The sequence below is a fragment of the Nesterenkonia sandarakina genome (assembly GCF_014138825.1).
Classification (GTDB): domain Bacteria; phylum Actinomycetota; class Actinomycetes; order Actinomycetales; family Micrococcaceae; genus Nesterenkonia; species Nesterenkonia sandarakina.
The window spans coordinates 2,366,312-2,383,534 of the sequence record NZ_JACJIH010000001.1 but is presented as its reverse complement, the minus strand read 5'-3'; the positions used below and the strand labels follow the sequence as shown (position 1 = coordinate 2,383,534).

20 protein-coding genes and 1 pseudogene are annotated in these 17,223 nt (G+C 68.3%); 13 read left to right on the top strand and 8 right to left on the bottom strand.

Annotated features, from left to right (window positions below):
- Positions 1-96: 96 nt before the first annotated feature.
- From HNR24_RS10810 to HNR24_RS10775, 8 genes and pseudogenes are all read left to right on the top strand, one after another.
- Positions 97-504, top strand: a pseudogene (locus tag HNR24_RS10810) (helix-turn-helix transcriptional regulator); the annotation flags it as partial.
- Between the two features lie 90 nt (positions 505-594).
- Positions 595-1,005, top strand: a complete 411-nt coding sequence (locus HNR24_RS10805; protein WP_182496164.1) for a VOC family protein — start codon at positions 595-597, stop codon at positions 1,003-1,005.
- A gap of 54 nt (positions 1,006-1,059) precedes the next feature.
- Positions 1,060-1,512: a hypothetical protein gene (locus HNR24_RS10800; protein WP_157075345.1), complete on the top strand. Its 453-nt coding sequence runs from the start codon at positions 1,060-1,062 to the stop codon at positions 1,510-1,512.
- The gene (locus HNR24_RS10795; protein ID WP_179441228.1) at positions 1,502-1,801 is read left to right on the top strand and encodes a transcriptional regulator; all 300 of its coding nucleotides are present in this window, start codon (positions 1,502-1,504) and stop codon (positions 1,799-1,801) included. The genes HNR24_RS10800 and HNR24_RS10795 overlap by 11 nt, the downstream gene beginning before the upstream one ends.
- An 86-nt stretch (positions 1,802-1,887) precedes the next feature.
- Positions 1,888-2,904 (top strand): NAD-dependent epimerase/dehydratase family protein, encoded by a 1,017-nt coding sequence (locus HNR24_RS10790; protein WP_182495748.1) that lies wholly within the window; start codon positions 1,888-1,890, stop codon positions 2,902-2,904.
- Positions 2,905-2,938: 34 nt separating this feature from the next.
- Complete coding sequence (locus HNR24_RS10785) at positions 2,939-3,652, top strand: glycosyltransferase family 2 protein (RefSeq protein WP_182495747.1); 714 nt, start codon at positions 2,939-2,941, stop codon at positions 3,650-3,652.
- Complete coding sequence (locus HNR24_RS10780) at positions 3,649-4,665, top strand: acyl-CoA dehydrogenase family protein (RefSeq protein WP_182495746.1); 1,017 nt, start codon at positions 3,649-3,651, stop codon at positions 4,663-4,665. Before HNR24_RS10785 ends, HNR24_RS10780 begins: the two co-directional genes overlap by 4 nt.
- A complete protein-coding gene (locus tag HNR24_RS10775) occupies positions 4,652-6,088 on the top strand; it encodes a bifunctional PIG-L family deacetylase/class I SAM-dependent methyltransferase (protein WP_182495745.1) in 1,437 nt (478 codons plus the stop codon). The genes HNR24_RS10780 and HNR24_RS10775 overlap by 14 nt, the downstream gene beginning before the upstream one ends.
- Before the next feature lie 2 nt (positions 6,089-6,090).
- On the opposite strand, the gene HNR24_RS10770 is transcribed toward HNR24_RS10775, so the two are convergent.
- Complete coding sequence (locus HNR24_RS10770) at positions 6,091-6,261, bottom strand: hypothetical protein (protein ID WP_157075346.1); 171 nt, start codon at positions 6,259-6,261, stop codon at positions 6,091-6,093.
- A gap of 50 nt (positions 6,262-6,311) precedes the next feature.
- Positions 6,312-6,704: a hypothetical protein gene (locus HNR24_RS10765; protein ID WP_058887804.1), complete on the bottom strand. Its 393-nt coding sequence runs from the start codon at positions 6,702-6,704 to the stop codon at positions 6,312-6,314.
- A 213-nt stretch (positions 6,705-6,917) separates the two neighbouring features.
- Between HNR24_RS10765 and HNR24_RS10760 the strand changes: the two genes are divergently transcribed.
- Entirely contained in the window at positions 6,918-8,345 is a 1,428-nt protein-coding gene (locus HNR24_RS10760) for an aldehyde dehydrogenase family protein (RefSeq protein ID WP_182495744.1), read from the top strand.
- Between the two features lie 143 nt (positions 8,346-8,488).
- Here HNR24_RS10760 and HNR24_RS10755 read toward each other — a convergent pair whose 3' ends face one another.
- Positions 8,489-8,896, bottom strand: a complete 408-nt coding sequence (locus HNR24_RS10755; RefSeq protein ID WP_058888130.1) for a YccF domain-containing protein — start codon at positions 8,894-8,896, stop codon at positions 8,489-8,491.
- 105 nt (positions 8,897-9,001) lie between these two features.
- Between HNR24_RS10755 and HNR24_RS10750 the strand changes: the two genes are divergently transcribed.
- From HNR24_RS10750 to HNR24_RS10740, 3 genes are read left to right on the top strand one after another with little or no spacing between them, the layout of a single operon-like run.
- Positions 9,002-9,406, top strand: coding sequence for a TOBE domain-containing protein (locus tag HNR24_RS10750; RefSeq protein ID WP_058887806.1), 405 nt, complete (start codon positions 9,002-9,004; stop codon positions 9,404-9,406).
- Positions 9,406-10,194 carry a molybdate ABC transporter substrate-binding protein gene (modA, locus tag HNR24_RS10745; RefSeq protein WP_259392440.1) on the top strand — a complete coding sequence of 263 codons (789 nt, stop codon included), beginning with the start codon at positions 9,406-9,408 and terminating at the stop codon, positions 10,192-10,194. The genes HNR24_RS10750 and modA overlap by 1 nt, the downstream gene beginning before the upstream one ends.
- Positions 10,191-11,012 (top strand): ABC transporter permease, encoded by an 822-nt coding sequence (locus tag HNR24_RS10740; RefSeq protein WP_182495743.1) that lies wholly within the window; start codon positions 10,191-10,193, stop codon positions 11,010-11,012. The genes modA and HNR24_RS10740 overlap by 4 nt, the downstream gene beginning before the upstream one ends.
- A 91-nt stretch (positions 11,013-11,103) precedes the next feature.
- Here HNR24_RS10740 and HNR24_RS10735 read toward each other — a convergent pair whose 3' ends face one another.
- The 4 genes from HNR24_RS10735 to HNR24_RS13830 form a co-directional block, all read right to left on the bottom strand.
- Positions 11,104-11,844 (bottom strand): copper resistance CopC family protein, encoded by a 741-nt coding sequence (locus tag HNR24_RS10735; RefSeq protein WP_182495742.1) that lies wholly within the window; start codon positions 11,842-11,844, stop codon positions 11,104-11,106.
- A gap of 67 nt (positions 11,845-11,911) precedes the next feature.
- The gene (locus HNR24_RS10730) at positions 11,912-12,598 is read right to left on the bottom strand and encodes a hypothetical protein (protein ID WP_182495741.1); all 687 of its coding nucleotides are present in this window, start codon (positions 12,596-12,598) and stop codon (positions 11,912-11,914) included.
- Positions 12,599-12,977: 379 nt separating this feature from the next.
- The gene (locus tag HNR24_RS10725) at positions 12,978-14,636 is read right to left on the bottom strand and encodes an MDR family MFS transporter (protein WP_182495740.1); all 1,659 of its coding nucleotides are present in this window, start codon (positions 14,634-14,636) and stop codon (positions 12,978-12,980) included.
- On the bottom strand, positions 14,633-15,244 hold the full coding sequence (locus tag HNR24_RS13830; protein ID WP_058887812.1) for a TetR family transcriptional regulator: 612 nt from the start codon (positions 15,242-15,244) through the stop codon (positions 14,633-14,635). Before HNR24_RS13830 ends, HNR24_RS10725 begins: the two co-directional genes overlap by 4 nt.
- 119 nt (positions 15,245-15,363) lie before the next feature.
- Between HNR24_RS13830 and HNR24_RS10715 the strand changes: the two genes are divergently transcribed.
- Positions 15,364-15,903 carry a small multi-drug export protein gene (locus tag HNR24_RS10715; protein ID WP_083504637.1) on the top strand — a complete coding sequence of 180 codons (540 nt, stop codon included), beginning with the start codon at positions 15,364-15,366 and terminating at the stop codon, positions 15,901-15,903.
- A gap of 105 nt (positions 15,904-16,008) precedes the next feature.
- Here the strand turns inward: HNR24_RS10715 and HNR24_RS10710 are convergent, their stop codons facing one another.
- Positions 16,009-17,175, bottom strand: coding sequence for a hypothetical protein (locus tag HNR24_RS10710; protein ID WP_182495739.1), 1,167 nt, complete (start codon positions 17,173-17,175; stop codon positions 16,009-16,011).
- Positions 17,176-17,223 lie beyond the last annotated feature (48 nt).

Here is a 17,223-nt window from a genome sequence, read left to right as displayed (position 1 = left end):
CGGGCGGCGCAGCGCCGGGAGGTTCAGCGCTGGGAGGTTCGGGATGCCGCGCGCCGGACCCTCGCGGAATGCTGCGTCCTCCGGGAGAATGCCGTCATGGGCAGCACACGCCAGGACCAGCGGCTTCAGACCCTGGTGCTGCTGCGCAAGGTGCGCGATCGGATCGATCGGGAGTACGACCGGCCGCTCGACGTCGATCAGCTCGCGCGCGGGGTGCACCTCTCCGCCGGGTATCTGAGCCGGCAGTTCAAGCTCAGCTTCGGGGAGTCGCCGTATTCCTATCTGATGACCCGCCGGATCGAACGGGCGATGACCCTGCTGCGGCGGGCGGACATGACGGTGACCGACGTCTGCTTCGCCGTCGGCTTCTCCTCGCTGGGCACCTTCAGCACCCGATTCGCCGAGCTGGTGGGTGTCCCGCCTCGGATCTACCGGGAGAGTGCGGCGGGGGCGCTGGAGGGGGTCCCGCCCTGCCTGGCGAAACAGGTCAGCCGACCGATCCGGGCCAGCTCGACGGCGTCATCCACCGCGTCGAGCGGGAAACTGGTCAGGAATCGAGAAGCGCGGGATGCGCGCCTGCCTAGGCTCGTGACCATGAACAACATCACGATTCATTACACGTTTCTGCCACACACCGACCCCGAGGCCTCCCTCCGGTTCTACCGAGACCTGCTGGGCTTCGAGGTCCGTCAGGATGTCGGCTACGAGGACATGCACTGGATCACCGTGGGACCCGTCGAGCAGCCTCAGACCTCGATCGTGCTGCAGCCCCCCGCGGTGGACCCGGGCATCACCGATCAGGGGCGCGAGGTGATCCTCTCCTTGATCGCCAAGGGCAGCTTCGCCGGGATGACGCTGGCCGTCGATGACCTGGATGCCTTCTACCAGCAGCTGGAGAGCGCCGGAGCTGACGTGGTCCAGGAACCGATCGACCAGGACTACGGGGGCCGGGACTGCGCCTTCCGAGACCCCGCCGGGAATCTGCTGCGCATCAGTCAGCGGTGAGCGCCTCGCTCTCAGTCCTTGTTTCCGCATAGGAAACTCGCTAGTGTTTCTTTCATGGAAACACCAAGGTCCACGCCTAGTCCGGATGAGGCCCGCCGCGCCCTGGACGCTGCCGAGCGCGAAGAACAGGCCACCATCAATCGACCGGTGCCTGTCTGGTACTTCCCAGCCCTCGCCGGCTTGATCCTCGCCCTCTTCGGGCTCAATGCGCTCGGAGGGCTGAGCGGACCTGCCCGTATACTCCAGGCAACGTTGATCATTCTGCTCGCCGTCGGGATGGGCGCCCTGGTGGGGCGGGTCAGCTTCAACCAGCCTGCTTACCGGGGCACCCGCGTGCCGTGGGTGACGGTGGGCGCGTCAGGACTGCTGGCGGGCGCGGTCCCGGTCGCGGCGATCCTCTTGGACGACGTCCTGGGCTCCTGGGTGTGGCTGATGGCCGGCGTCATCCTTGCGGCAGGGATCCTCGCTCTCGGCGTTCCCTATGAGCGGCGGCATCGTGGCGCCTGAGCCACAGTTCGACGCACTGATCCACGCCCCGCACCGACTGCGGATCTGCGCGATGCTCTCCCAGGCCACGGGGATCGAGTTCGGCGAGATCCAAGAACGCACCGGGCTCTCGAAATCTGCGCTGAGCAAGCACCTCGGTCAGCTCACCGATGTTGGATACCTCAGCGAGGAACCGATCCTCCGGGCAGGACACTCACGTCTGGTGCTCTCGCTGACTCAGGCAGGGCGTCAGGCTTACCTCGCACACAAGGAGGCGCTCAAGCTGCTGCTGGAGGACCAGGATCCGTGACCCGTTATCACCGCAGCGGGAGTCTGACCTGCCGCTGAGAGCGAAACGCCGTTGCCCCTCCACCGATCTTCACGTTGGATCGACCCATGAGACGGATCTTGATCCTCGGCGGCACCGGGTGGCTCGGTGCCGAGATCGCAGCAGCCGCGGTCGCCCAGGGCCACCAGGTGACCGCGCTGGCTCGCGGCATCTCAGGATTCGCACCCTCAGGGGTTCAGATGGTCCACGCCGACCGGACCGAGTCCGGAGCATACGCACCGGTGCAGCAGCCGTGGGATGAAGTCATCGAGCTCAGCTACGCGCCAGAGCTGGTGGAGTCGGCGCTCGACGCGCTCGCCGCATACGCCCGGCACTGGACGCTGATCTCCAGCGTCTCGGTCTATGCGCGCAACGATCAGTCCGACGCCGATGAGACGGCGCAGCTGCTTATGCCCCAGGATCTCCAGGACTACGCCGACGCCAAGGTTCACGCCGAGAACATCTCCCGGGCCCGACTCGGGTCGCGACTGCTGATCATCCGCCCCGGGCTGATCAGCGGACCCGGTGATCCCAGTGATCGGTTCGGATACTGGCCCGGCCGGTTCCAACGCGGAGGGCGGGTGCTGGCCCCCGAACCTGCTCACCGTTGGGTGCAGACCATCGATGTGTCCGACCTTGCCGACTTCATCCTGGGACCGGGCTCCACCATGGCCGGGACAGCTATCAACGCCGTCGGACTCCGCATCACCCTGGAGGAGTTTTTCGCCGAACTCCAAACCTCCGCTCCGGCGGGCACCACATTGGCTCCGGCGGAGGATTCATGGCTGCTGGACCACGGCGTGAACTATTGGTCAGGCCCGCGATCCCTGCCGCTGTGGCTTCCGCTGCGTGACGCCGGCTTCGCCCAGCGCAGCAACGACCGCTTCGTGAAGGCCGGCGGAACGCTGAGGTCTTTGAGTGAGACCATCGCGCGGGTGCTGGTCGACGAGACGCGGCGGGGCCTGGACCGAACACGCCGTTCCGGACTGAGCGCTGAGGAAGAAGCCGACCTGCTCCGCATGCTCCCGCCTGCAACAGCGAGAGCGCCGTTGAAGGATCAGGACCAAAACACCGGATCACGGTGACGCTGGCACCCGCGGAGAGCCTAGACTCAGTCGAGTGAAAACCCCAACAGCGCCTGAGGTGCACGCGATCGTGGTGATCCCCGCCCACGATGAGGCGCCCACTGTCGGCGCCGCGGTCACCTCGGTCCGGGTGTCTGCCCGGCGCGCGGCTCTGCGGCTGCGACTGATCGTGGTCGCCGATGCCTGTACCGATGCGACGGCTCACGCGGCACGTGCCGCGGGGGCCGAGGTGATCGAGATCGGCGCCAACAACGTCGGTGCCGCGCGGGCCGCTGGATTCGCCCACGCCTTGAGCACCACGGGCCCGGAAACCGGCTCACACCCCGGAGCGCTGCCCTGGCTGGCCACCACTGACGCCGACACTCAGGTCCCATTGGACTGGCTCGCCAAGCACGCCGCGTATCGGGGCCGCGGCGCCGACGTCGTCGTGGGCACCGTCCTACTCGCCCCGGTGGACGGGGCAGACCCGGTGGGCCGCGCCTGGGCCGCAGAGTACGCCGAGAAGATCACCGCAGACGGACACCGGCACATCCACGGCGCGAACCTCGGCTTCAGCGCGCACGCCTATCTCAGCGTGCAGGGGTTCCGCAGCCTCGCCGATGATGAGGACGTGGACCTGGTGGCCAGGCTGCGCCTCAGCGGCGCCGTGATCGTCACCGCCACCGACCTGCCGGTGGTGACCTCACGGCGCACCACCGGCCGCGCCCCGCGCGGATTCGCCCGAACCCTTGGAGCCCTGCACGCATGACCGATCTTCTGCACCAGCTCCACGAGCAGCTGCGCCGACCAAGCCCCGCGCTGCCCGGACGCGGCGACACCGCGGCCCGCTGGCAGCGCCTGGCCGCCCTCACGGCGCAGAACACCGTGCTGGGTCGGCTCTATGAGGCCCACGCCGACGCGATCGCGATCACCACCGACCTGCAACACCCAGACATGGTCTCTGCCGGTCAGCTCTGGGGAGTCTGGGCGGCTGAACCCCCGAGCCCGGTCCTCACCGCCACCCGCGGCGATGCAGGCTGGACCCTCTCCGGCACCAAGCCCTGGTGCTCCGGCGCCTCCCTGTGCAGCCACGCCCTGGTGACCGCGACCGTGACCCAGGAACCCGAGGACGACGGCGGCGGCGACGGCGCCGCGCAGAAGATGTTCTTCGCAGTGGACCTCACCTCCCCCGGTGTCACCCCGGTGCCTGATACCTGGCATGCGGTGGGCATGGCGGCCAGCGACTCCGGCTGGGTGTCCTTCGACCAGGTGCCGGCCCAAGCGCTGGGCACCCACGCGGACTACCTGGACCGGGCCGGCTTCTGGCACGGCGGCATCGGTGTCGCCGCCTGCTGGTACGGAGCCGCGCGCGCCATCGCCGAACCCCTGCTCCTGCGCGCCACCGGCCCTACAGCCGCGCCGATCCTTCGAGCACACGCCGGAGCAGCGGGCGCCGCGCTGACCGCCGGATGGGCCCTGCTGCGCGGAGCTGCCCGCACCATCGACGCCGACCCGCAGAATCTTCCGCTGGCAAAGGCGCAGGCCTTCGCGGTGCGCACCTACATCGATCGCATGGCCGCTGAGGTCATCGACCGCACCGGACGCGCGCTGGGACCAGGCCCGCTCGCCTCAGACCCCGCCCACGCCCAGCGGGTGGCCGATCTCAGCGTCTATATCCGCCAGTCCCACGCCGAGACCGATGAGGCGGCGCTGCCCGCGATCATCGCCGAGCACGGTCTGAGCTGGGACCACCTGATCGGAGACGCTCATGGCACCTGGTGAGACCCCGCCGACCTTCCACGGCACCCAGGCCCCGCGCAGCAGCCGCAGCGCCTGGCAGGACTACGACGCCGACGTGCCGGAATGGGGCATCGGGGCGCTCGACGGCGCCGGACGGTGGATCCCTCACCAGCTGCCCGGACTGCTGGTGCTGGCTCCGCACCCTGACGATGAGGTGCTCGGGGCGGCCGCGCTGATCGCCGCCGGGCTGCGCAGCGCAGCCCCGGTGAAGATCCTGGCCGCGAGCGACGGCACCGGATCCCATCCGCCCGAAAACATTCCCGCTGATCAGCTGGCGAGGATCCGCACTGCGGAGTCCGAGGCCGCCTTGGATGAGCTGCGCACCCTCGGCGCTGGCTCCTCCAGCGGACTGGAGCGGCTGAGGCTGGAGCTGCCCGACGGTGAGCTCAGCGCTCACCAGGCAGCGCTCACCGAATCCATCGGGGCCGCGCTGGAACAGATGCCCCGTGGCACCCTGCTGGCCGCCCCACTCTCCCATGACGGTCATCCTGATCATGACGCCTGCGGTGAGGCCGCGCGGGCGGCAGCAGCCGAGCACAACGTGGCACTGGTACAGTACCCGGTGTGGCTCTGGCTGCACAGCGCACCTCCCGGGTCGTCGGGAGAATCCGAAGCAGCTGCGGAGGTCCCCTGGTCGGCGGCGCGCTCGATCCCGATCGATCCCGAACTCGCGGAGGTCCGGGCGCGCGCCGTCGCGGCCTTCGCCTCCCAGCTGGGCGCTGAACTGGGCACCCCGGTGGACCGCGGGCCCGGGGAACCGGTGCTGACCTCGCACATGCTGGCAACCGTGTTGCGCGATCAGCAGATCGTCTTCCCGGCAGCGCCGCTGGACTTCGAAGGCCTGCATGCCGGGCGTGAGGACCCCTGGTCGGTGACCAGCCGATGGTATGAGCAGCGCAAGTACACCCTGACCATGGGGGTGCTGCCGCGCAGGCGCTACCGCCTTGCCTATGAGCCGGGGTGTTCCATCGGCGGGCTGACCGAGCTGCTCGCCGAGCGCTGCGACGAGGTCCTTGCCACGGACATCTCAAGCTCAGCGCTGGAGGCTGCGGCTCGGCGGGTGCCTGAGAGCAATGTGCGCTTCCAACAGGCCAGCATCGAAGACTGGCCCGCCGCTGAGATCGATCTGATCCTGATCAGCGAGCTGGCCTATTACCTGAACGACTCCCAGTGGGCGGCTGTTCTGGGACGCGCTGCGGCGACCCTGGCCTCGGGAGGCCACCTGGTCTCTGTGCACTGGCGTCACCCCGACGCCCAGGCGTACCGCTGTGCAGCGCAGATTCGCGCGGACCTGCGGGGAGTGCCTGGCTGGGAGGTTCATGCCAGCTATCAGGACCCGGACATGCTGATCGATGTCCTCGGCCCATCAGGTCCCAGCGTGGCGCAAGCCGAGTTCCTGGACTGAGATCAGGGCTGGCGGAGGGTCCCGCGCGCCGGACGAAGCTCCGGTGCACCGGAGATGAGACGGCGCAGATTCCCGGCCGTGGCCCAGAGGCCAGCAGTGATGAGCACCGGCCCGGCCAGCACGATGGCCGCCAGGAAGAACGCATTGAACGTTTGGATCAGGGTGATGCCCACGGCAGGCTCCTTTTGAATGTGGCGATGAGTGAAGGCTCGAGCTGCTTGGCTCAGGCGGCGCTGTACAGACTGCGGTTGAAGTGAAGCCTGCGCGAGGCGAAGTCCGTGCCGAGCATCCGCTCGATGTTCGGCACCACTCCGCGGGCCACCGTCTCCATCAGATCCGAGGGGTCAGACTCTGCCGTGATCGTGCAGTTCAGGTGGAAGACCAGGTCAGCCTGGTCTCCGGAGATCTCCACGATGGCGGACTCCACATGGGGGTGGGCCATGAGTCCAGCCGATGCGGCCTTGGCCATCTGGTCATAGCGGGTGCAGCGCAGCCGCTGCGCCCGGCTTACCTGCGAGGCAGTGCCGGTGCGCTTTGGCAGTGGCCGCTGCGGCGCTTCTGCCTGCGTGATTCCTGCCTGCGGAAGCGTGCTGGTGGGGACTGGCTGTGCACTCATCTGAAATCTCCGTACCCTTCGGTGGCTGCCCCCTGTTGCAGTCACGCCCGATCCTGTTCATCAACGTTACTGTTAGACCGTATAACTATTCGATGCACTCGCGCAACGTGACTAAAGGCGCCATTTGCTCCTGTCTTCCGAAGAGCTGAGGGCCACTGGCTCACATCCGCGTCTGTAGGGTGAGAGCACCACCCTGACCTGAGAGGTTCACCTATGCCGTACACTCCGTCCGAGGCCCGCAGCCCCTCCCACAGGGGGCTCTGCACTCCCCCGGCAGCCGTCGATGCCGGCGTCGCGGAAGCCAAGAGGGTCTTCGCCAGCGGACGGACCCGGTCGATGGACTGGCGGAGGGAGCAGCTGCAGGGCATCCAGCGCCTGCTGCAGGAGCGGGCCTCGGAGATCCATGCCGCTATGCACGCGGATCTGGGCAAGAACGACGTCGACTCTCACCTCACCGAGGTGCTCTCCGTGAAGTCTGAGGTCAAGCAGACGCTGAAGCACCTGACCCAGTGGACCCGAGCCCGGAGCACCTCAGTGCCGCTGCTGGTGGGCAGCGCGCGCGCCCACGTGCAGCGCCAGCCGCTGGGCACGGTGCTGATCATCGGGCCGTGGAACTACCCGTTCCACCTGCTGCTGATGCCGTTGATCGGCGCGCTGGCGGCGGGGAACTCAGTGGTGCTCAAGCCCAGCGAGCTGGCCCCGACCGTCTCCGCCACGGTGGCGCGGCTGATCCCGCAGTACCTCGACCCCGAGGCGGTGCAGGTCATCGAGGGCGGCGTGGAGGAGACCACACGCCTGCTGGAGCACCCCTTCGACCACATCTTCTACACCGGCAATGGTGCGGTGGCCTCCATCGTGATGACCGCTGCGGCCAAGCACCTGACCCCGGTGACCTTGGAACTGGGCGGGAAGTCCCCGGTCTGGGTCGATCCCTCCACGGACCTCACCAGCACGGCAGAGGCGCTGGTGTGGGGCAAGTTCAGCAACTGCGGTCAGACCTGCGTCGCCCCGGACTACCTGCTGACCACCCCCGAGATCGCTGAACCCCTGGCCCGAGAGGTCGCCCGGGTTACGCGCCGCGCCTTCGGGACAGACCCATCCGCCGCAGAGAACTACGGCCGGATCATCAATGAGCGTCACACCGAACGCCTGACCAAGCTGCTGGGCTCTGGTCGCGTGGTCATCGGAGGCGAGACCGACGCCGCCGCGCGCTACGTCGCCCCCACGGTGCTGCTAGAGGTCGACCCTGACTCCCCGGTGATGCAGGAGGAGATCTTTGGTCCGATCCTGCCGATCCTCACCGTGGCGGATCACCGGGAGGCGATCGACTTCATCAACGCCCGTCCGAAGCCGCTGGCGCTCTATGCCTTCACCGAGCGCGAGGAGGTGCGGGAGGACTTCCAGGAACGGACCTCCTCCGGCGGGCTGACCTTCAACACGGTGATGACTCAGCTGGCGGTGTCCAGCCTGCCGTTCGGCGGTGTCGGGGCGAGCGGCATGGGGCGCTATCACGGGGAGTACAGCGTGGCGACCTTCAGCCACGAGCGCGGCGTGCTGCGCAAGCTGCCCGGCTTCGATCCCACCCGGTGGGCGAAGGCGCCGATCTCCAGGGGGATGCGCAAGATCCTGCTCAAGGGCTGAGGCGCGCCGCGCCGCTGGGCTGATCGGGCGCCGCGCCGCTGGGCTGACCGAGCGCCGGGCCGCTCAGCTGGCAGGGCACCTCGCCGCCAAGCTGATCGGGCGCCGCGCCGGTTGTATCCAACCTGGCTTGCGAGCCCGTCCGCTCAGGCGTGCCGGTAGGTCGGCAGCACCGCGTTGGAGGCCACGATCACCTTGCCCAGCGGCATCAGCGAGACCGGGATCAGCTTGAGGTTCGCGATGCCCAGCGGGATCCCGATGATGCTGACGAACATCGGGATCGCGGTGAGCACGTGCCCGATGGCGATCCAGATGCCCGCCACCAGCACCCAGATCACGTTGCCGATGGTGGTGAAGAGCCCTGCACCTCGGGGGCTTCGATCCACGATCGTGCGGCCGAAGGGCCACAGCGCGTAGGCCCCGATCCGGAAGGACGCCAGCCCGAAGGGGATCGTGATGATCAGCAGGCAGCACACGATTCCGGCGAGGAAGTAGCCCAGCGCCAGCCACAGACCGCCGAAGACCAGCCAGATGACATTGAGAATCGTAGAGATCATGGAGTTCATCTCTCCATTCAATAGCATCGGACGCCGTGTTCGACAGGGCAAAGGTCCCCTATGGCGCCGTTAATCCGTTTTCGCGGCTGGTATTCTCAGAAAATGCCGCAGATACGGATCTCCGACGCCGCTCGCTTCCTGGCAGTCAGCGATGACACCGTCCGCCGCTGGGTGGCCAAGGGAGACCTGCAGGCTGAACATGACTCCAACGGTCCCATGGTGCTCGACGGCGCCGAGCTGGCCCGCTTCGCGCAGGCGCGAGCCGCCGCCCCGGCGGAGCTCGGGGGAGCACAGAGCTCTGCCCGGAATCGGTTCACCGGCCTGGTCACGGCGGTGACCAGCGACCCGGTGATGTCCCAGGTGGAGCTGCAGTGCGGGCCGTTTAGGGTGGTGTCCCTGCTCAGCACGGAGTCTGTGCAGGAGCTGGGGCTGGAGCCCGGCGTCGTCGCCACGGCCTCGGTGAAGGCCACCCAGGTTGTGCTGGAGCGGCCTGGGAGCCAGCCCTGATGCGCCGGACCCCGATGCGCCGGGCCCCGATGCGCCGGACCCTGATGGGCCGGACCCTGGGCGCCGCAGCGGTGCTGCCGGTGCTGCTGCTGAGCGCGTGCTCCTCCGATGGGCCGGGCCCAGGCCCGATCCAGGTGTTCGCCGCCGCCTCCCTGACTGAGACCTTCACCGAGATCGGGGAGCGGTTCCACCAGGAGACCGGAGTCGAGGTCGCCTTCAACTTCGCCGGTTCCTCGGACCTCGCCGCGCAGCTGGACCAGGGAGCCCCGGCGGATGTCTTCGCGGCGGCCGATGAGGACACCATGGACCAGATCGTGGACGCAGGACTCACGGGTTCGGCCCCGGTCAGCTTCGCCTCGAACACGCTGACCCTCGTCACCCCGCCGGGCAACCCCGCAGGCGTGACCGGGCTGGCGGACCTGGCCGGAGAAGATGTCGTCACTGTGGTCTGTGCCCCGCGGGTCCCCTGCGGGGCCGCCACGCAGCGCATCGCCGCAGTCGCCGGCGTCGAGCTCTCACCGGCCAGTGAAGAATCAGCTGTCACCGACGTGCTGGGAAAGGTCCGGGCCGGTGAAGCCGACGCCGGACTCGTCTACATCACCGACGCCGCCGTCGCCGCTGAGGACGTGGAGCAGATCGATCTCCCGGAATCCGAGGAGGTCGTGAACCACTACCCGATCGCCACCCTGGAGTCGTCCGCGAACCCCGTAGCGCAGGAGTTCGTGGACTTCGTCGAAGGTGAGCAGGGACAAGAGGTGCTGCGCGAGGCCGGGTTCGGGCGGCCATGACACTGACCCCCTCCACCGCAGCTTCGCCGCGGAACGGTCGGCATGCCTCCCCCGGCCCACGATGGCTGCTGCTCCCGGCCGCCGTCGGCATGGCGCTGATCCTGGTGCCGCTCCTGGCGATCGTGCTGCGGGTGTCCTGGAGCGACTTCCCTGCCCTGGTGACCTCGTCCTCCTCCGTCTCGGCCCTGGCACTGAGTCTTCGCACGGCCGCGACCTCCACGGTGCTCTGTGTGGTGCTGGGAGTGCCGATGGCGTTCCTGCTCTCCCGGATGCGCTTCCGCGGAAACGGGGTCCTGCGAGCGCTGGTGCTGCTGCCCATGGTGATGCCGCCGGTGGTGGGCGGCGTGGCGCTGCTCTACACCTTCGGACGCCAGGGCCTGTTGGGTGAATCCATGAGCGCGCTCGGGATCAGCATCGCGTACTCCACCACCGCGGTGGTCCTCGCTCAGACCTTCGTGGCGCTGCCGTTCCTGGTGATCACAGTGGAGAACGCGCTGCATGGACTTGATCCACACGTCATCGAGGCCGCCGTGATGGACGGGGCGGGCCCCACCGCCGTGCTGCGCACGATCATCCTGCCGCTGATCACCCCGGGGCTGATCTCCGGCGCGATCCTCGCGTTCGCCCGCGCCCTGGGAGAGTTCGGCGCGACCATCGCCTTCGCCGGGAGCCTGCAGGGGGTCACCCGCACGCTGCCCCTGGAGATCTACCTGCAGCGCGAGACCGACCCGGATGCCGCCGTCGCCCTGTCCCTGCTGCTCATCGCCGCCGCGGTGCTGGTCGTGGGTCTAGCTGGGGCCCGACACCCGAGACACTGAGGCGCCGCGGCGCGCGCGCAGCCCCAGCAGCAGATCCGGCTGGACGAGTTCCCCGCACCACCTCCGGCGCGGGGAACTCGTGGGAGCTGGGTCAGGCGCGGGGGTTCTTCCGCCCGCGCAGGACAGCGGTCGCGATCGCGGCGATGCCACCGACTACGACGATGCCACCGAGCACGAACGCCCAGACCGGAAGCCCGGAATCCTGCTGGGTGTCAGCAGCGGCGTCACCCGCGACCGGCTCCTCCGCCTGTTCAGGATCAGCGGCGCTGGAGTCGGCGGCGTCGTCGTCCTCTGCTGGCGCAGCGGATTCAGTCTCCGTCTCGGCCTCATCCTCGGTCTCCTCGGAAGCGGAAGCCGTGGGCTTTGGCGTCGGCTCAGGCTCCGGGGTGGTCTCCTCGACTTCGAAATCGAAGGACTGCTCCTCGGCGTGGCCATCGGAGTAGACCACTCGGTAGGCCACCGTGTAGTCGCCTCCGGGGAGCTCCTCAGGGAACTCCGCTGACATGGTCGCACCTTCGACCTCGGTCTCGCCCTCCCAGTTCTCCCCGTCGGCATCGCTGACCTGGACGATGTTGGTGATTCCATCACCTGTGGTCAGGCCGCCTCCGGAGAACTCGAGGGTGATCTCCTCGGGGCTCTCCTGCAGGACCTCCCCCGCCTCCGGGGAGGAGGCGATGAGCGAATCGTGCGCCCAGGCCGGAGCGGCCATCGTGGTGACCGCCAGGCCGAGCGCCGCAGTGGTGGAGAGCGCGGTGATGCGACCGGCGCGCCTCCGAAGGGTGTTCGATGCGCAGGATGCGGATGGCTTGGATGTGGATACGTGGGATGACATGGGTTCGGTACTTTCCGTCGTGAAGTGACTGGTCCCCGGCGTCGTGCCGTGGGGACCACGGGTGGTGTCAGCTCACGAGGACAGGCGGCCCACGCAGCGTGCGCGCGCCACCGCCGCACCAGAGGTCCCGCAGGACCACGGTGGAGAAGGAGTCATGCGCGCGGATCGCGCGGGGCCCGGTCAGCGAGACCGGGCGCAGGAACAGCAACAACACCGGGCGCAACAGCAGCAGGGTGCCGAGCGCGTGCAGGATCAGCTCGCCGCGCCGGATCACCGCGAAGGTGAAGAGCCCGGCACAGAGGTGGGCGAAGACCATCGGCGCGTCGGGCAGCACCTGGGCCACCGCACTTGTCTCCGCCGCTCCCGCGACGGTCACGACGTGATCATGGACCGCATGTCCGGTGTGGGCTGCGGCGTCGCTGTGCACCGTGGCGGCGCTGTGTGCAATGGTGCTGGCTGACTTCCCAGTGGCCGGGAACAGCGCGAAGAGGCCGTGCAGCACCGCCTGGCTGAAGACGACGGCGGCGCCGAGCCGGGCCCGACTGAGCCGGACGGCGGAGAGCGACGCGCAGACCGGCAGGCTCACCGCGAGCGCCAGGACCAGCACGATCCAGTGCGGCATGTCGTGCCCGGCAACGGTGTGCGAAACGGCGGCGGAAGCGATGGCCAGGCTCGCGGCCAGCAGTCCTCGGCCCAGCCGGGCGGGACCCGAGACGAGGCGCGGCGAAGGGGTGATGTCCGCGGCATTGACCACAGGAAACCCCCTCCTTCGGCTGATGTCGGCGAGTCTACTACAGCGCGTAGAACCGTTGCCGGGTGGATCGCTGCTTGTCGGATCGGTTACGGAGCCCGCTCCGCTCATGGACGCCTCGCCCCGGTTCGTGGCATCGAGTGTGCAATCTGTGCAGGTTCTCCGCCTCCTGGCGGGTGAAACGGCGGTCGAATTGCACAATCGATGGAGGCAGGGCGGGGAGCCCGCGGCGGGAGAGTCGCCCCTTGCGCATCTACTGTGCAATTCTCGTGAATTTTCGGCCGAATCCGGGCCAGAAGATCCCGAAAATCGCACAATGGATGAGGGGGGGGGGATGCGCGGGGTGGGACCGGCACGACGCCGCGCCCCGCCCCCAGTCGGCTCAGCGGTCCAGGGTCGTGGCCAGCGGCTTCTCCTCCACGAAGAGCAGCATCACGGTGGCGATCAGTGCCAGCGGGACCATCCAGAGGAACAGCGGCACCAGTGCCTCGTTATAGGACTCCACGACCACCGTGTAGATCGAATCCGGCAGTCCGCGCACCAGCTCCGGGGTCAGCGAGTTCGCGCCGACCCCACCGGCGGCGTCGGCGGGCAGCCGCTCGGTCAGCATCTCGGTGAGCCGGCTGGCGAAGAGCGAGCCGATCACCGCCGAGCCCAGCGTGGCCCCGACCTGGCGGAAGTAGTTCTGCCCCGCCGTCGCGGTGCCCACGTGACGCAGCGAGAAGGAGTTCTGCGCGACCAGGGTCAGCAGCTGCATGGTGCAGCCCAGTCCGAGGCCCAGCACTCCGAGGTAGAGGCATTCCAGGATCACCGGGGAATCCGCGCTGACCGTGGAGAGCAGCCCCAGGCCCAGTGCGGTGATCACGCTGCCGATCACCATCGTCTTCTTGTATCGGCCGGACTTGCTCACCCGGCGCCCGACGATGATCGAGGCCACCAGCAGGGTGCCCATCATCGGGATCATCAGCAGTCCTGCCTGGGCGGGCGTATAACCGGTGACCATCTGCAGGTAGGTGGGCATGTACCCCAGCGCGCCGAACATCGCCACGCCGGTGATCAGCCCGGCGACCATGGTCAGCACGAAGTTGCGGCTGCGGAAGAGCATCAGTGGCAGGATCGGCTCCGGGGTGCGGTGCTCGATCCAGGTGAAGAGCAGGCCTGAGATCACCAGCGCGGCGAGCAGCGCAAGGATCATCGGGGAGGTCCAGGCGTATTCGCCCCCGCCCCAGGTCGCCACCAGCACGACGGCGGTGGTGGCCACCCCCAGCAGCGCCATCCCCCACACGTCGATGCGACCGCGGGCCTCGGGCTCGCGCGGCGGCAGCTTCAGCAGCATCACGATCCCGATCAGCGCGAGCACGCCCAGCGGCACGTTCATCCACAGCGTCCAGCGCCAGCCGGGGCCATCGGTGAGCCAGCCGCCCAGCAGCGGGCCGGCCACCGAGGAGAAGGCGAAGACCCCGCCCATGACTCCCATGTAGCGGCCGCGCTCACGCGCCGGAACGACGTCGGCGATGGTCGCCTGGGACAGGATCATCAGCCCGCCGCCGCCGAGGCCCTGAATCACCCGGGCTCCGATCAGCTGGGCCATGCTGTCCGCGGCGCCGCCGAGCCCGGAGCCGATGACGAAGGCGATGATCGCGAAGATGAACAGCGGCTTGCGCCCGAACATGTCTCCGAGCTTGCCGTAGACCGGCATCATCACCGTGGAGGCCAGGATGAACGCGGTGATCACCCAGGCCATGTGCTCCACCCCGTCGAGCTCCCCGACGATGGTCGGCAACGCGGTGGCCAGCACCGTCTGACCCAGGGAGGCCATCAGCATGGCCAGGATCAGGGCGCTGAAGATCCACTTGAGGTGTCCGGTCTCGGGCTCCGGCGGGGTGCTGGCGTCGGTGGCCGGGTCGGTGGCCGGGTCGGTCACGGGCTCGGTGGCAGAGTCGGTGACCGGCTCAGTAACCGCGTCGGTATCCTCGGCCTGCCCCGGCACCTGGGACGGCGGTGTGGCCTTCGGCAGCGAAGACGTCTCCGGCTTGGTCATCGGGTGGTCTCTACGACTTTCCTGAACAGGGCGATGGTCTCGCCGATGAAGGGGTCCAGACTTTCCGCGCCGGACTCGTGGTACCGGGAGAAGGCGAACTTGGTGATGCCCCCGGCCAGCGCCAGCAGGGCCTCGAAGGCGTGGGCCCCGGCCCCCTCGGGAAGCTGCATCACGCCCTGGTCGGCCTCGTCGTGGACCGCGGAGTACACCAGCCCCTCCACCTGCGCCAGCAGCTCGGCCAGACGGGCGCGCAGCTGCGGATGCTCCGCGATGATCGCCCGGCGCTGCGCGGCGGTCTCCTCCGGGAGACAGGTGCGCACCACGGACACGAACAGATGCACCACACGGGTGAGCTCGTCCTCGGTGGAGGCATGGAAGCGTTCGACGACGGCTGGGTCCAGCTCGGCGGTTCGGGTGCCGAGCACGGCATCCTCTTTCACCGGGAAGTAATTGAAGAAGGTCCGGCGCGAGACACCGGCGCGGGACGCGATCTCGTCCACCGTGACGGCTCCGGGACCACCGGCGGAGGCCAGGGCGAAGGCCGCCTGGTGGATGGCGTTCCAGGTGTCGCGCTGGTTGCGTTTACGCTGAGTCAGATTTTCTTGCACCAGTGCATCTTATGCACCGCTACAAGTTTGCACAAGTGCACGCCTTTGACCTGCGTCGCGCCAGGCGGATCACCCTTCAGGCTGACGCCTACGAGCCGCTCCTCCGAAATAATGAAGCAATGCTCGAATCACTCACACTTGCCTCAGACCTCGCCCCCTCGGTCACAGGGGACAGCTGGATCGCTGGCCTGCAGAACTGGACCCAGGGACTGCCGCCCGCGCTGCAGTGGCTCGGCGTCATCCTGGTCTCCGCCATCCCCTTCGTCGAGTCCTACGGGGGAGCTCCGATCGGGATCATCGCCGGCCTGCACCCGGCGGTGGCGATCTTCGCCGCCGTCGTCGGGAACATGCTCTCGCTGATCCTGGTGGTCTATGTCGCCCACTGGGTGCGCACCGCCGTGCTGCACAAGCGCCCACAGCGCCCGGCCCCGGAGAAGTCTTCCAAGCGCGAGAAGGTGCGGCGGATCTTTGATCGCTTCGGTGTCCCCGGGGTCTCCATCCTGGGGCCACTGGCCCTGCCGAGTCAGTTCACCGCACCATTGATGGTCTCCTTCGGGGCCTCCCGCCACGCGGTGATGGCCTGGATGCTGGTCTCGGTGATCCTCTGGGGCGTCGGGCTGGGACTGCTCGCGCTCTTCGCGCTCGCCGCCATCGCCTGACCCAGCCGATCCAAAGGGGTGGGCGGGGCGGCCAGGCCATAGGGGCAGCCGGACCCGTGGGACACCGGGGCCGGCCGGCCGGACCGGGCGCCCGAGACCCCAGTCTCAGCGCTGCTCGGCGTCCTTGGGGTAGCGCTGGAGTTCGCGAGACCCCTGCGTGAGGTTCTTCAGCTCCACAGTGTCGTCGAAGTTCGCCCCGATCGCCCCGGCGAAGGTGCCCAGTGAGGCCGAGAGCCACGCGATCTCCACGTAGTTCATGAAGCCTGTCCCCTCTCCGAGGATCTGCTCCATGAATCCGGGCTCGATCAGCAGCAGCCCGACCATGAGGATGGAGATGAAGAGCCCGAAGTACAGGGCGGCAACGCTGGTCAGCAGGCTCACCACCGTGGAGATGTTGTACATGGCGGCTTCTCGGGCGCCGCCGACTGTGGCCGATCGGTCCCAGAGGCGATTGCTGATGATCAGCCACGCGCTGACGATTCCGACGGCGGCCAGCGAGACGATCGCCAGGCGCCAATGCGGCAGGAAGTTCGCCATCTCCCAGATCGTGGTGAAGAAGATGCCGAAGGCGCCGGTGGCGGCCGCCGCGGCGAAGACGCCGGAGAGCTTGGGCAGGGACCACAGCGGCTCATTGGCCGCCACCATCCCCAGGGTCATCCAGAGCCTGCCGGGGAAGAGCATCCCGGCTGAGATGAAGAAGGTGTCGTCGCCCTTCTGCTCCTCCACGTGGGCGTAGTAGCCGCCGTACTCCCGCGCCGCGTCCACCGACTGATTGAGCAGCGCGGTGACCACCCGGTAGAGCTCCCGACGCAGCGAATGCATGATGAACACCGGCCCCAAGGCGGGCAGCGAGACGATCGCGAGCCTGTCCGAGAAGTGCAGCTCCGCAGTCTTGGGGCGCTCACCGGCCATGCGCGGGACCTCGGTGATGATCACCGTCATGTCAGCCTCGGCTTCGCGGGCCCACTGCTTGGCCGCGTCGAGGTCGAGCGTGGCGTCTTCTCGCAGCGGGATCAACACCTGCTCCTGGGTGACCTCGGCGCCCCGCGCCCAATGGGCGTTGCGCCCGCGCGGGGGCTGCTTGAGCATCTGGCGCACCAGCAGGGAGGTGCGTCCCGGGTCGGAGTAGACCACGATGCTGCCGTCCCCCACCGGCAGGTCGGTCTCGGAATACTGGCTTACCTGGCCCTGGTTCTGGGTGTCCTGCTCCCCTGGTGCCGTGCCCTGACTTTGTTCCTGGTGCTTATCCTCGGAGGTTTCCTGCGATGCCATGTCATCACAGTACCGTCGCTAACTGATGGCAGTGTCGGCGCGATCCAG

What these genes read in the sequence shown, in the direction of transcription:
- HNR24_RS10800 (WP_157075345.1), top strand. Translation starts at nt 1,060, where the DNA reads ATGGAAACACCAAGGTCCACGCCTAGTCCGGATGAGGCCCGCCGCGCC.
- HNR24_RS10790 (WP_182495748.1), top strand. Translation starts at nt 1,888, where the DNA reads ATGAGACGGATCTTGATCCTCGGCGGCACCGGGTGGCTCGGTGCCGAG.
- HNR24_RS10715 (WP_083504637.1), top strand. Translation starts at nt 15,364, where the DNA reads ATGCTCGAATCACTCACACTTGCCTCAGACCTCGCCCCCTCGGTCACA.
- HNR24_RS10710 (WP_182495739.1), bottom strand. Translation starts at nt 17,175, where the DNA reads ATGGCATCGCAGGAAACCTCCGAGGATAAGCACCAGGAACAAAGTCAG.
- HNR24_RS10780 (WP_182495746.1), top strand. Translation starts at nt 3,649, where the DNA reads ATGACCGATCTTCTGCACCAGCTCCACGAGCAGCTGCGCCGACCAAGC.
- HNR24_RS10805 (WP_182496164.1), top strand. Translation starts at nt 595, where the DNA reads ATGAACAACATCACGATTCATTACACGTTTCTGCCACACACCGACCCC.
- HNR24_RS10735 (WP_182495742.1), bottom strand. Translation starts at nt 11,844, where the DNA reads ATGTCATCCCACGTATCCACATCCAAGCCATCCGCATCCTGCGCATCG.
- HNR24_RS10725 (WP_182495740.1), bottom strand. Translation starts at nt 14,636, where the DNA reads ATGACCAAGCCGGAGACGTCTTCGCTGCCGAAGGCCACACCGCCGTCC.
- HNR24_RS10740 (WP_182495743.1), top strand. Translation starts at nt 10,191, where the DNA reads ATGACACTGACCCCCTCCACCGCAGCTTCGCCGCGGAACGGTCGGCAT.
- HNR24_RS10765 (WP_058887804.1), bottom strand. Translation starts at nt 6,704, where the DNA reads ATGAGTGCACAGCCAGTCCCCACCAGCACGCTTCCGCAGGCAGGAATC.
- HNR24_RS10760 (WP_182495744.1), top strand. Translation starts at nt 6,918, where the DNA reads ATGCCGTACACTCCGTCCGAGGCCCGCAGCCCCTCCCACAGGGGGCTC.
- modA (WP_259392440.1), top strand. Translation starts at nt 9,406, where the DNA reads ATGCGCCGGACCCCGATGCGCCGGGCCCCGATGCGCCGGACCCTGATG.
- HNR24_RS10775 (WP_182495745.1), top strand. Translation starts at nt 4,652, where the DNA reads ATGGCACCTGGTGAGACCCCGCCGACCTTCCACGGCACCCAGGCCCCG.
- HNR24_RS10750 (WP_058887806.1), top strand. Translation starts at nt 9,002, where the DNA reads ATGCCGCAGATACGGATCTCCGACGCCGCTCGCTTCCTGGCAGTCAGC.